12 protein-coding genes are annotated in these 13,945 nt (G+C 38.8%); 9 read left to right on the forward strand and 3 right to left on the reverse strand.

Annotated features, from left to right (window positions below):
• Positions 1–25: 25 nt before the first annotated feature.
• The 3 genes from crr to RDV53_RS07160 all read left to right on the forward strand — a co-directional run bounded on the left by crr (position 26) and on the right by RDV53_RS07160 (position 4,947).
• On the forward strand, positions 26–526 hold the full coding sequence (gene crr, locus RDV53_RS07150; RefSeq protein ID WP_005695636.1) for a PTS glucose transporter subunit IIA: 501 nt from the start codon (positions 26–28) through the stop codon (positions 524–526).
• A gap of 73 nt (positions 527–599) precedes the next feature.
• On the forward strand, positions 600–1,799 hold the full coding sequence (gene manA / locus RDV53_RS07155) for a mannose-6-phosphate isomerase, class I (RefSeq protein WP_005695637.1): 1,200 nt from the start codon (positions 600–602) through the stop codon (positions 1,797–1,799).
• Between the two features lie 121 nt (positions 1,800–1,920).
• Positions 1,921–4,947, forward strand: a complete 3,027-nt coding sequence (locus tag RDV53_RS07160; protein ID WP_005695638.1) for a glycoside hydrolase family 2 TIM barrel-domain containing protein — start codon at positions 1,921–1,923, stop codon at positions 4,945–4,947.
• Between the two features lie 56 nt (positions 4,948–5,003).
• Here the strand turns inward: RDV53_RS07160 and RDV53_RS07165 are convergent, their stop codons facing one another.
• Positions 5,004–5,267, reverse strand: a complete 264-nt coding sequence (locus RDV53_RS07165; protein WP_005695639.1) for a GrxA family glutaredoxin — start codon at positions 5,265–5,267, stop codon at positions 5,004–5,006.
• A 131-nt stretch (positions 5,268–5,398) separates the two neighbouring features.
• On the opposite strand from RDV53_RS07165, the gene RDV53_RS07170 reads away from it, so the two are divergent.
• Positions 5,399–6,298 (forward strand): RimK family alpha-L-glutamate ligase, encoded by a 900-nt coding sequence (locus RDV53_RS07170; protein ID WP_005695640.1) that lies wholly within the window; start codon positions 5,399–5,401, stop codon positions 6,296–6,298.
• 37 nt (positions 6,299–6,335) lie between these two features.
• On the opposite strand, the gene RDV53_RS07175 is transcribed toward RDV53_RS07170, so the two are convergent.
• Positions 6,336–6,938: a chalcone isomerase family protein gene (locus tag RDV53_RS07175; protein ID WP_032822838.1), complete on the reverse strand. Its 603-nt coding sequence runs from the start codon at positions 6,936–6,938 to the stop codon at positions 6,336–6,338.
• 111 nt (positions 6,939–7,049) lie between these two features.
• Positions 7,050–8,444 carry a class II fumarate hydratase gene (gene fumC, locus RDV53_RS07180; RefSeq protein ID WP_005695642.1) on the reverse strand — a complete coding sequence of 465 codons (1,395 nt, stop codon included), beginning with the start codon at positions 8,442–8,444 and terminating at the stop codon, positions 7,050–7,052.
• Between the two features lie 238 nt (positions 8,445–8,682).
• Here fumC and RDV53_RS07185 point away from each other — a divergent pair, with 238 nt between their 5' ends.
• The 5 genes from RDV53_RS07185 (at position 8,683) to valS (ending at position 13,881) form a co-directional block, all read left to right on the forward strand.
• Positions 8,683–9,114 (forward strand): DNA polymerase III subunit chi, encoded by a 432-nt coding sequence (locus tag RDV53_RS07185; RefSeq protein ID WP_005695644.1) that lies wholly within the window; start codon positions 8,683–8,685, stop codon positions 9,112–9,114.
• 32 nt (positions 9,115–9,146) lie between these two features.
• The gene (locus RDV53_RS07190) at positions 9,147–9,728 is read left to right on the forward strand and encodes a hypothetical protein (RefSeq protein WP_005695645.1); all 582 of its coding nucleotides are present in this window, start codon (positions 9,147–9,149) and stop codon (positions 9,726–9,728) included.
• A gap of 77 nt (positions 9,729–9,805) precedes the next feature.
• On the forward strand, positions 9,806–10,120 hold the full coding sequence (gene yqfB, locus RDV53_RS07195; protein WP_005695646.1) for a N(4)-acetylcytidine aminohydrolase: 315 nt from the start codon (positions 9,806–9,808) through the stop codon (positions 10,118–10,120).
• Positions 10,121–10,220: 100 nt separating this feature from the next.
• Positions 10,221–11,003, forward strand: coding sequence for an HNH endonuclease (locus RDV53_RS07200; protein ID WP_115353599.1), 783 nt, complete (start codon positions 10,221–10,223; stop codon positions 11,001–11,003).
• 13 nt (positions 11,004–11,016) lie between these two features.
• On the forward strand, positions 11,017–13,881 hold the full coding sequence (gene valS / locus RDV53_RS07205; protein ID WP_032822837.1) for a valine--tRNA ligase: 2,865 nt from the start codon (positions 11,017–11,019) through the stop codon (positions 13,879–13,881).
• Positions 13,882–13,945 lie beyond the last annotated feature (64 nt).

Consider the following 13,945-nt stretch of genomic DNA (forward strand, 5'->3'; position numbering starts at 1 on the left):
CATCTTTAATAGATAGGAGATTAAAATGGGCTTATTTGACAAATTATTTGGTTCAAAAGAAAACAAATCAGTAGAAGTAGAAATTTATGCGCCACTTTCTGGTGAGATTGTAAATATCGAAGATGTACCAGATGTTGTTTTCTCTGAAAAAATCGTGGGTGATGGTATCGCGATTCGCCCAACAGGTAACAAAATTGTGGCACCTGTTGATGGTGTAATTGGTAAAATTTTTGAAACCAACCACGCTTTTTCAATGGAATCAAAAGAGGGTGTTGAATTATTCGTTCACTTCGGTATTGATACCGTTGAATTAAAAGGTGAAGGATTCACTCGCATCGCACACGAAGGTCAAAGTGTAAAACGCGGCGACACAGTAATCGAATTTGATTTAGCAACATTAGAATCAAAAGCAAAATCAGTTTTAACACCAGTGGTTATCTCTAACATGGATGAAATTTCATCTATCGAGAAAAAATCGGGTGAAGTGATTGCTGGGGAATCTGTTGTTTTAAGTTTAACAAAATAAGATTTATAGACTAAAAGATCCGCTTTAAATAAGCGGATTTTTTTATCCTTATTCTTTTTTAAAGAAGGTAAAGATGATTTATCGATTAACTGGTCAAGTACAGCATTATGCATGGGGCGGAAAAAACTATATTGCATCATTGATTGGATTAAATTCAGCGAAAGATCAACCTTGTGCGGAGTGGTGGTTAGGCGCGCATCCATCAGCACCTTCTGAAATTGAGAATGTAACAGGTAAACAATCCCTTATTGAATTTTTATCGCAAAATCCGACCGCACTTGGGCAAGTAAGTCGTCAGCAATTTGGTGATGAACTCTCTTATTTGTTAAAGATTTTAGATGTTGAAAAGCCGTTATCGATTCAATTGCATCCGACTAAAGCTCAAGCTGAAAAGGGCTTTGAGGTTGAAAATGCAAAAGGTGTGGCATTAACAGACAGCACGCGGACTTATAAAGATAGAAATCATAAACCAGAAATGATGATTGCCTTATCTGATTTCTGGCTTTTACATGGTTTTAAAACAAAAGCTCAAATCCTTGCCACATTAAATGCACGCCCCTCTTTGCAACCTTTGGTTGAAAAACTAAGCACACAAAGCCTTGCTGAATTTTATGCAGATGTGATGTTGGCGGATCAATCCACGCTCGCAAATTGGTTATTACCCATTATTGAAGCCAACCAACAGCCTTATAAAAATGGCGAGTTAGCGTTAGATAACCCTGATTATTGGGTGCTTTATACGATGGAAGCCATGGCAATTTCGCCTGAAAAATTAGATGCTGGCTTGGTGTGTTTTTATCTCTTTAATATCGTGCATTTAAAAGAAGGTGAAGGTATTTTCCAGGATGCAGGGATTCCTCACGCTTATCTTCGCGGACAAAATGTGGAGCTAATGGCCTGTTCTGATAATGTGATTCGTGGTGGCTTAACACCAAAATATGTCGATATTGTCGAATTATTAAAAATTGTGGATTGTCGCGAAGTAACACCCAAAATTATCTCAGCCGCGCCTCAAAATCAGTCAGAATTTACTTATAAAACGCCAGTAAACGATTTTGCTTTAGCTCAAATTCGTGTCGAACCCGAAATGCATACTAAAGTGAATCTTCAAAGTGCGGGTATTTTGTTGGTGATGCAAGGTGAGCTAAAAATACAAGAAAAATCAACCGCACTTACCTTGAAACAAGGTGAGTCAGCATTCATTACAGCGGATTCTAACGTTGAAATAATGAGTGAAAAAGGAGGTTATGCCTTCTTGGCAAAATTGCCATAAAAATTAATGTGATAAGTATCACGATTTGTGAACTTATCGCTAGATTAATCGACGATTTTAGGTATAGTGGGCGTCATTCAGGCGCCATTTTTTATGTGTCTAAATTGCATTGGGAGTTTTTATGTCGTTACCTCGTTATTTTGAAGATCCGCAAACCTTGCACGTGAATACCGCACCACATCATGCTTATTTTATTCCTTTTTCTTCAACAGAAAGTGCGGTTAAAAAGACACGAGAATTTTCCCCTTACTTTACCTTACTAAATGGTGAATGGGATTTTGCTTATTTTGAAAGCTATACTCACTTGCCTCAAGATTTCCTTCATTTTTCATTTACAGATAAAATCCCTGTTCCTTCCAATTGGCAAAATCATGGTTATGATAATCATCAATATACCAACGTAAATTATCCTTTCCCTTTTGATCCACCTTATGTGCCCATTGAAAATCCTTGTGGTTTGTATCACCGCGTTTTTAATGTCGAAATCAATGCCCAAAAACGGTATCTCTTAAATTTTGAAGGGGTAGATAGCTGCTTATTTGTCTATGTGAATCAACAATTTGCGGGCTATAGCCAAATTAGTCATTGCACTAGCGAATTTGATATTACTGACTTTTTACAACAAGGGGAAAATCACTTACATGTTCTCGTGTTGAAATGGTGTGATGGTAGTTATTTGGAGGATCAAGACAAATTCCGAATGTCTGGTATTTTTCGAGATGTTTATCTGTTAGCGCGAGAAAAAAATTACTTACAAGATTTCTTCATTCAAACGCAATTGAATCAAGAGCTTACCAAGGCTCAATTACATGTAGCCTGTCAGTTTACAGAACGTGAACAAACCATTTCTTGGCAATTATTGGATCCTCAAGGCAAATTGATAATAGAACAAAAAGGGCATGCATTTCATGCTGAAATTGAAAATGCACAATTATGGCATGCGGAGAACCCTCGTTTATACACATTGATTTTGCAATATGGATCAGAAGTGATTTGCCAAAAGGTCGGCTTACGTCATATCGAAGTGAAGAATGGGGTAATGTTATTTAATGGGCAAGCCATTAAGTTTAAAGGTGTTAATCGCCATGATAGCGATCCGAAAACGGGTTATGTCATTAGTCGAGAACAAGCGTTGCAAGATTTACGCTTAATGAAACAGCATAATTTTAATGCCATTCGTACCGCGCATTATCCTAATGCACCTTGGTTTACTGAATTATGTGATGAATATGGTTTTTATGTGATTGCGGAAAGTGATATTGAATCACACGGTACGAATGCGGTTTATGTAGAGTCGCCAGAAACAAGCATTTTGTTAGGGGTAAAAACAGAGATTGATCATGACGCAATTCGTCAAAAAACAATCGACAATTATTGCTATATGGCTCGAAGCCCTGAATTTAATCAAGCCATTTTAGACCGCACTTATGCCAATGTTGAGCGAGATAAAAATCGTCCTTCTGTCGTGATTTGGTCATTAGGGAATGAAAGTGGCTACGGTGATAACTTTGAGCAAGCCGCCGCTTGGGTGAAACAGCGCGATCCAAGTCGCTTAGTGCATTATGAAAATGCGATCTTTCAACATTCAGCCCATCAAAATGACACATCCAATTTAGATTTTCATAGCGAGATGTACACCAGCACGGAAGAATTGGATGCTTATTTTGCCGATACTCAAAATCAAAAGCCGTATCTTTTCTGTGAATATTTGCATGCGATGGGGAATTCTTGCGGAGACACAGAAGATTATTTCCAAGCGATGGAACGACATGCAGGCGCTTGTGGTGGCTTTGTGTGGGAGTGGTGCAATCATTCCCCTTATTTACCAAATTCAAACAGAATGGGCTATGGCGGGGATTTTAATGACACGCCGAATGACGGTAATTTTTGTGCTGATGGATTAGTCACGGCTGACCGTCAAATCCAAAGCAATTTGTTGGAATATAAAAATGTGTATCGTCCACTGCGTGCTACCTTAAAAAATGGTCACATTGAACTCAAAAATTATTTGGATTTTACGGATGCGGCAGAGGCTATTTCGATTCATTATCAAATAACAGAAGATTTTTTGGTCGTACAAGAAGGTAAAATTGATGATTTAAACATTGCGCCAAAATCAACCGCACTTTTGCCTTTATCATTGCCAGCAAGTAACGGTGCGTTACAAATTTTAACATTGACCTATTATCAAAAAACAGAAACGGGTTTAATTCCTCAAGGGCATTGTTTAGGATTTGATCAGATTATTTTGTCGGAGCAACCACATTTATTCGCTAATGAGCCTAAATCAAATCTCCAACCGATTTCTGTTTCAAAACATACTAATTTAATTTCAGTTAAAGCGGTAGATATTGAATACCAGTTTGATCAATATAAAGGCACCATTCACCAAATTCGTAAAGATGGCGAGCCTTGGTTGAATCAACCTACTGATTTCAATATTTGGCGAGCGCCTTTAGATAATGATAGTTTAATGAAAGCACATTGGCTTGCTGCAGGTTACGATCGTGCGACGAGTCTAGTCTATGATTACGGTTTAACCGAGCAGAAAAGTGCGGTTGAAATTAGCTTTAAATTGGGACTGGTTGCCGTATCAAAAGCGCGAATTTTGACATTGAATGTGGTGTATCGTATTGAACAAAATGGGTTGCTTCAGATTAATATTCATGCTGAAAAACAACCGCACTTGCCGTTCTTACCACGCTTTGGCTTGCGTTTCTTCCTTAATCAAGGATTTAATCAAGTGGAGTATGTGGGCTATGGCCCAACGGAAAGTTATCTGGATAAACATCACGCCACGGCTTTCGGTCGTTATAAGACAACGCCAGAAAGCAATCATGTGCCTTATTTAAAACCACAAGAAAATGGCAGTCACTACGCTTGTCGTGAGGTGAAGGTGGCGAATTCGGCTGATTGCTTTACCGTGCAAAGTCGTACACCTTTTAGCATGAATGTTTCGCCTTATTCTCAAGAAGAATTGGGCAGTAAAAAGCACCAATATGATTTGGAGAAAAGTGGCAGTACGATCTTATGTGTGGATTACAAAATGAGTGGGGTAGGTTCTAACTCTTGTGGACCCGCGTTAAAAGAACAATATCGTTTGAATGAAACGCAGTGGGATTGGTCGATCTCGTTACAAATTACCTAAGATGAAATAAAAAAGTGCGGTTGAAATTAACCGCACTTTTATGTTTTTAGCAAAAATTAAGCAACAACGTTAAATTGTTCTTTCATTAATGCTTCGAAATCAGTGCAACCGCCGATTGGTTTTTCATCAATAAAGATTTGTGGAACAGTTTCCACTTCTTTACCGACAGATTTTGATAAATCTGCTTTAGAAATACCTTCAGCAATAATATCAACATAGCGATAATCGAAATCCGCTACTTCACCTTTTAATTTTTCAGCAAGGTTTTTTGCACGTACACAATAAGGGCAGCCAGGACGACCAAAAATAACTACGAACATAAAATTTTCCTTTTATTTAAATAATAACTCACATTAATTCTACTCTATTTCCACAAAAGCAGAAATCATTTTTCAGGATTATTGTGATTGGTGTAATATATCAACTCCTCTTTTCCTAAGGATATAACTGAATGAAATTATTGATGCTTTGCCGTGAGCCTCGCCTTTATAGCTGCCAGCGTTTAAAAGAAGCAGCGGAAAGTTGCGGGCATCAAATGGATATTTTGGATCCTAATCGTTGCATTTTAAAACTCGACAAAAATCAACCGCACTTTTCTTTGTATTATCAACAAAATGCAGAAAGTGAGCCCTATTTATTGCCTGATTATGATGCGGTGTTACCACGCTTTGGGACGACAAGTACCCAAATGGGCTGTGCCGTATTGCGTCATTTCCAAGGAAAAGGTGTCTATTGCCTTAATAAAGAACAGGCGTTTTTAGCCGCACGCGATAAATGGCGTAGTTTGCAGATGTTATTGGAGCAAGGTATTGCAGTACCGAGTTCAGTCTTATCCGGTTGTGAGGTTGAGCCGAAACAAACCATTAAGCAAACAACCTCCCCAATGATTATTAAAACCTTAAAAGGATCACAAGGTATTGGTGTGATCTTAGCCGAACGTCCACAAAGTGCGGTTAGTATTTTAGAAACGTTAAAAGATGCGAATGTGCCTGTTTTATTGCAAGATTTTGTAGAAGAGGCTAAAGGGACTGATATTCGCTGTTTTGTGATCGGTGATAAAGTCGTCGCGACAATGCAGCGTATTGGGCAAGACGGCGAGTTTCGTGCGAACTTTCACCGTGGTGGCACAGCAGAAAAAATTAAACTCACTGAAGAGGAAAAATCCATCGCCATTCGTGCGACTAAAGCCTTAGGGCTTGCCGTAGCTGGTGTTGATTTGATTCGTTCAAAAGAAGGTTTATTAGTGCTTGAAGTGAATGCCAGTCCAGGATTAGAAATGATTGAGAAGACCAGTGGTCTTGATATTGCATTGCAGATGATCTTGTTCTTAGAACAGCAAGTAAAACAATAAAAGAAAAGGGCGAACCATATCATGTTCGCCCTTGTTTTTATCCTTTTGTGTCTTGTTTAAAATCGTAATTTGGTGGTAGTTCCGGCATCGTATTTTCTTCATCAAAAGGCTCGCTTGCCGGTTGATGTTGAAATTCTTTGCTATCGTGAGCCGGTTTTTCTTTACCCAATAATTGCGGTTGTAATTTGATAAAGCTACTTTTATCTGAAAGCCACACATCAATAAACGCTTGTGTAAATTTTTGATCGAATTCGTGATCTAACACGGTGTCGTTTAACACAAAATAGCCTTTATCTTGTAAGACTACAAAATTTAAGATGTCGTTTGGTGAAAAATCAGGGAAGATTTCCTGCATTTTTTTCAGCCATGCAGTAGTGTCATCTTTACTTAAATTTTGTGATTCCATTTCTTTGGTTAACGCAATGGCGAAATTTTTTCCTTCTACTGGTTTTTCATATTTAATCGAAAACATTAACGGACGTTCATTCTTTTCGTATGAACCCGTTTCAGAATACAAGCCGACAGTGTAAACATGGAATGGCCCCCATGTGTATTCAGCATTGCCAACTGGTTGCCATTGGGCAAAAAGTGCGGTGGAAAATAAGGCTGAAATGGCAGCAATAATAAATTTCAGTTTCATAGTTTTTTTCATATCAAAAATATTGCCGTGATTATAACAAAAAAGCCCTCTAAAAAAACACAAATAAAAAGGCAGGAATACCTGCCTTTGACATCAAATTATTGGGGGAGTTTATTTTAAGCTACCCACCATATCTTCTGGACGAACCCATTTGTCGAAATCTTCGGCTGAAACTAAGCCCAAGTTAATCGCTTCTTCACGTAAGGTTGTACCGTTTTTGTGTGCAGTTTTCGCAATTTTCGCGGCATTTTCGTAACCAATGTGTGTATTAAGTGCGGTTACTAACATCAATGAATTTTCCAATTGTTGTTTAATGCGAGGGTAGTTTGGTTGAATACCGGTTGCGCAGTGTTCATCAAATGATACGCAAGCATCACCCAATAATTGTGCAGATTGTAAGAAATTCGCCACCATGACAGGGTTAAATACGTTTAATTGGAAGTGACCTTGTGAGCCAACGAAAGAGATAGTGGTATCGTTACCGAATACTTGTGCACATACCATGGTTAATGCTTCACATTGAGTTGGGTTTACTTTACCCGGCATGATTGAAGAGCCTGGTTCATTTTCAGGAATTAAGATTTCACCGATACCAGAACGTGGGCCTGATGCTAATAAACGAATGTCGTTTGCAATTTTGAATAAGCTCATCGCTAATTGTTTAATTGCACCGTGAGTTTCCACAATCGCATCGTGTGCGGCTAACGCTTCAAATTTGTTTTCCGCAGTCACGAATGGTAAGCCAGTGAATTTTGCAATGTAATCTGCTACTTTCACATCATAGCCTTTTGGTGTGTTCAAACCAGTACCCACAGCAGTACCACCAAGTGCTAATTGACTTAAGTGTGGAAGGGTATTTCTCAGTGCACGTAAACCGAAATCTAATTGTGCAGCATAAGCAGAGAATTCTTGACCTAATGTTAATGGGGTGGCATCCATTAAGTGAGTACGGCCAATTTTTACCACATCTTTAAATTCTTCTGACTTTTTAGCGAAAGTTTTTTGTAAACGTTCTACACAAGGAATAGTGTGTTCAACCACTTTTTTGTATGCCGCAATGTGCATTGCAGTTGGGAAAGTATCATTTGAAGATTGGGATTTGTTCACATCATCATTTGGATGGATGAATGATTTTTCACCTAATTTACCGCCATGTAAAACGTGAGCACGGTTAGCCACGACTTCGTTCACGTTCATGTTTGATTGTGTACCTGAACCGGTTTGCCAAATGACTAATGGGAATTGGTCGTCTAATTTTCCTGCAAGGATTTCATCACAGGCGGTTGCGATTAAATCACGTTTCTCAGCAGGTAATACACCTAAATCACAGTTTGCGAAAGCAGCGGCTTTTTTCAAATAACCGAAAGCTTCAATAATTTCGTGCGGCATAGAGGCAGCCGGACCAATTTTGAAGTTGTTACGGGAACGTTCGGTTTGTGCTGCCCAGTATTTATCTGCAGGAACTTGAACTTCGCCCATAGTGTCTTTTTCAATACGAAATGCCATGTGATACTCCTATCATCAAAAATAAAAACAAATCTTGAGAATTCTAACACCTACGAGTTATGAATGGAATGTAACAGAAGGGTAAAAAGTCACTTTTGTGATGTAGATCATAAAAGTGCGGTAAAAAATTTCCGTGTTTTTTCTATTTGCGTTAATCACCTTGTTGATGATTTATTTTTTAGTGCTTTTTTGATAAAATCCGCCAGTTTACAAAACGATAAATGGGGAAGTCGCAATCATGGCAAAAAACGCACAATTTTATCTCTTAAATCCAGAAAAGAAGATAACAGTTGAGCAACTTGCCTGTGATCTTGCCGCTCAAGCGTGGCGTTTAGGCAAGCGAGTTTTAATCGCGTGCGAAACAGAAGAGCAAGCATTTTTAATTGATGAAGCATTATGGCAACGGGATCCAAATGAGTTTGTTCCTCATAATCTTTCAGGCGAAGCAACACAATATGCACCGCCAATTGAGATTAGTTGGAAAGGCAAACGCAATGCCCAACGCCGAGACTTGCTGATCAATTTACAAATGGAAGTGCCGGATTTTAGCCACAGCTTTACACAATTAATTGATTTTGTACCGGTAGAAGAAACGCAAAAAGCTCAAGCGCGTGAACGTTATAAGGTCCTTCGCTCGCAAGGTTGGACGCTTTCTACTGAAAATACTTAATATTTTTTAACTTTAAAACCTAGGAAATTAACATGAATTTAAACGCTAAAGTGGCTTTAAGCCTGATTCTTGGCGCAAGCACCTTATTATCTGCTTGTGACAATAAAGAAAACACATCAACCCAAGTTGAGAAAGCAGTAAGAATACCTGCACCAACAGAAAAAGCAGAAAGTGCGGTTGAAAAATCAAAAGAATTAGTGGCTGAAACTAAATCAGCCGAAAAAGTCGCTGCGAAAACAGAAAGCACAGAAGTTAAAGCAGACGCTAACAAAGCAGATGTAAAATCAGACGCAGTGAAAGCCGAAGTTAAAAAAGAAGCAAAAGCGGATGATGTGGCAGAAAAAGTATCAGAGAAAAAAGAGACGGTTGTCGCTCAACAAGCAACAACTCCTCAGAAACCACGTGTGGTAGTGACTGAAAAAGCACCAAAAGAAAGTGCAGAACGTAAACAGCAAAGAGCCGTATTAAATATGTTAGAAAAACAATACGAAGAAGTTCGTTGTTATGCTGATGCGAAAAACGTAAGTGGTGATAGCTTCTGCCGTCAAGAAGAACGCCGTTTATTCTTAGAAATTCAACGTATTAAAGATGAATTAAGAGGGATTGAGGCATAATCTCATCCTGACCAATTATGAGGGTGAGATCAATTCGCCCTCAAAATTCAAAAATAGATTTTTTGTAACCGCACTTTATGAACGATATTACCTTTTATCAACGCTTCGAAGCCGATATTCTCGCCGGGCGCAAAACCATCACCATTCGAGATAAATCCGAAAGCCATTTTAAAGCAGGTGATATTCTGCGTGTTGGTCGATTTGAAGATGATCAATATTTCTGCACGATTGAAGTGTTAAGTGTGTCGCCAATTACTCTTGATGAACTGACGGAACAACATGCGAAGCAGGAAAATATGACGTTGGTGGAATTGCGAGAAGTGATTAAAGCAATTTATCCAAGTGAAAGTGAATTTTGGGTGATAGGATTTAAGTTAGTTCAGCAGAAATAAAGTGAGCTTGGTATTATTGCTTTTACTAGTCTGACTAAACTCATAATCTATATTAATAATTTTATTTCAAAAGAAGTTTTTATTTTATAAAGGAGATAATATGAAACTTGATTCATTAAGAAGCGAATTAGAAGAATATATTGAGAATACCAATAAAGATGAAGTTTATAAAAAAAAGCTTCTTAATCATTTCGATAATCATAGAGTTTGGCAGGCGCTTAGAGAATTAGACTTGTCTGAGTATATGCATAGATATTTCAATCTACAAGGGAAAGAATTTAATTCAAAATTATCTGAAGATAATTATACTGTTTATGATTCTGATTCGAGTAATAGAGATGCATTTAGTAATGTTCATAAGTATATTAAGGAGCTTGTTAATTATAAAAAAAACAAGCATAGAATACTTGATGAATATAGTGAGATAGAAAAAAATGATCTAAACTCTGAGATTTTATTGAGTCATGATAAAGATTTTAAATGGAATGAAATACCTAAAGAAAAAGATAATAAAGATTTAAGAATAATTTCATCCGCATATAAAAGAGATATTAATGTCGCAAGAAATGCTTTAATAAGAGCCCGCTTTTTATGTGAATATGATGAATCTGATAGGGTTTTTCTGAGAAAGGGATGTGATGAAATATATTATACAGAAGCACACCACTTAATACCATTATCAGAACATAATGATTTTGAGTATTCCTTAGATATTGAAGAAAATGTAGTTTCACTATGTAGCCACTGTCATAATCTTTTACACTATGGAAGATATGAAGATAAAAAAGAAATACTTCAAAAGTTATACGATGAAAGAGTTGATGTATTACGAGAATGTAAAATAGACATTACCTTTGAACAATTACTTAATTATTACAGATAATAGAGAAAATTTAATGACACAAAAATTCGAAATGGCAGACCGTTTTAATCCGTCTGCGGTAGAGCAAGCCCTTTATCAACATTGGGAAGAGAGCGGTTATTTTAAACCGTCTGAAAATGAAAATGCGCCGAGCTATTGCATTGCGATTCCGCCACCGAATGTAACGGGGTCCCTACACATGGGGCATGCTTTCCAACAAACCTTAATGGATACCTTAATCCGTTTTAACCGTATGGAAGGGCATAACACCTTATGGCAAGCGGGGACAGATCACGCGGGTATTGCAACCCAAATGGTGGTGGAGCGTAAAATTGCGGCTGAAGAAGGCAAAACCCGCCATGATTATGGCCGTGAAGCGTTCATTAACAAAATTTGGGATTGGAAAGCCTATTCTGGCGGCACAATCAGCCAACAAATGCGCCGTTTAGGTAACTCAATCGACTGGGAACGCGAGCGTTTTACCATGGACGATGGTTTATCTAACGCGGTAAAAGAAGTGTTTGTTCGTTTGCACGAAGAGGGTTTGATTTACCGTGGTAAACGCTTAGTAAACTGGGATCCAAAACTTCACACCGCGATTTCTGATTTAGAAGTGGAAAACAAAGAGAGCAAAGGTTCCCTTTGGCATTTCCGTTATCCGTTAGCAAACGGTGCAAAAACGGCGGATGGTAAAGATTATTTAGTGGTGGCAACCACGCGTCCAGAAACCATGTTGGGCGATACAGCGGTTGCAGTGCATCCGGAAGATGAGCGTTATCAATCTTTAATTGGTAAAACAGTGGTTCTGCCATTGGCAAACCGTGAAATTCCGATTATTGCCGATGAATATGTCGATCGTGAATTCGGTACGGGTGTAGTGAAAATTACTCCAGCACACGACTTTAACGACTACGAAGTGGGTAAACGTCACAGCTTGCCGATGGTTAACGTATTAACTTTAAATGCGGATATTCGTGATGAAGCGGAAATTATCGGCACAGACGGCAAACCACTTGCCGGCTATGAAGCAACTATTCCAGCGGATTATCGTGGTTTAGAGCGTTTCGCTGCCCGTAAGAAAATCGTGGCAGATTTTGAAGCGCTAGGTTTATTAGACGAAATTAAACCACACGATCTCAAAGTGCCTTATGGCGACCGTGGTGGTGTGCCGATTGAGCCGATGTTAACCGACCAATGGTATGTGAGTGTGAAACCGCTTGCTGATGTAGCAATCAAAGCGGTGGAAGACGGCGAAATCCAATTCGTACCGAAACAATATGAAAACCTTTACTTCTCTTGGATGCGTGATATTCAAGATTGGTGTATCTCTCGCCAACTTTGGTGGGGACACCGTATTCCAGCGTGGTATGACGCGGAAGGTAACGTTTATGTTGCGCGTAACGAAGAAGAAGTGCGGTCAAAATACAACTTAGATTCTGCGGTTGAACTCAAACAAGATGAAGACGTGTTAGACACGTGGTTCTCATCAGGCTTATGGACGTTCTCAACTTTAGGTTGGCCAGAGCAAACTAAAGAACTCAAAATGTTCCACCCAACGGATGTGTTAATCACGGGCTTCGACATCATCTTCTTCTGGGTTGCACGTATGATTATGTTTACGATGCACTTTGTGAAAGATGAAAATGGCAAACCACAAGTACCATTCAAAACCGTGTACGTAACAGGCTTAATCCGTGATGAGCAAGGTCAAAAAATGTCGAAATCGAAAGGTAACGTACTTGATCCAATCGATATGATTGACGGTATCAGCCTTGACGACTTACTTGAAAAACGCACTGGCAACATGATGCAGCCGCAATTAGCAGAGAAAATTGCTAAAGCAACGCGCAAAGAATTTGCTGAAGGTATTGCGGCTCACGGTACAGACGCATTACGTTTCACATTAGCGGCATTGGCTTCAAACGGTCGTGATATCAACTGGGATATGAAACGTTTAGAAGGTTATCGTAACTTCTGTAATAAATTGTGGAATGCAAGCCGTTTCGTATTAACGAATGAAAAATTGGATTTAAGCGAAGGCGAGATCGAATTCTCATTAGCGGATCGTTGGATTCAATCAGAATTCAATCGTACCGTGGAAACGTTCCGTAATTCATTAAGCCAATATCGTTTCGACCTTTGTGCCAATGCGATTTATGAATTTACCTGGAACCAATTCTGCGACTGGTATTTAGAATTGACTAAACCAGTATTTGCCAACGGCAATGCAGCACAAATCCGTGCAGCAAGCCAAACTTTGGTTCACGTGTTAGAAAAATTATTACGTTTAGCGCATCCACTTATTCCATTTATTACCGAAGAAATTTGGCAAAAAGTGAAAGGATTCCTTGGCATTACGGCTGACAGCATTATGTTACAACCTTTCCCACAAGTGGAAGAAAACGGCTTTGATCCAGAAGCAGAAGCTGAAATTGAGTGGTTAAAAGAAGTGATTGTTGCGGTACGTAATATTCGTGCAGAAAGCAACATCGCACCAAGCAAAGGCTTAGATCTGTTATTCCGTAATTTAAGCGCAGAAAACGCAAAAATTCTCGAAAAACAGACCGCTCTTTTAAAAGCCATAGCGAAGTTAGATAACGTTCAAGTATTAGCCACAAACGAAGCTGCACCGCTTGCGGTAGCGAAACTTGTTGGCAATGCTGAATTGCTTGTGCCAATGGCTGGCTTTATCAATAAAGAAGCAGAGCTTGCCCGTTTAACCAAAGAGATTGAAAAATATCAAAATGAAGTTAAACGTATCGAGAACAAACTCAGCAATGAAGCTTTTGTGGCTAAAGCACCTGAAGCGGTGATTGCGAAAGAACGCGAAAAACAAGCGGAATACCAATCAGGATTAGAAAAAATCCAAGAGCAGTATAAAGCGATTGAAGCGTTGTAGTTTTTAAATAAAAAAAGCGGTCAGGTTGAAAATCTGGCCGCTTTTTATTTTCTGCGATATTGTG

The organism is Haemophilus parainfluenzae ATCC 33392, from assembly GCF_031191205.1.
GTDB lineage: Bacteria > Pseudomonadota > Gammaproteobacteria > Enterobacterales > Pasteurellaceae > Haemophilus_D > Haemophilus_D parainfluenzae.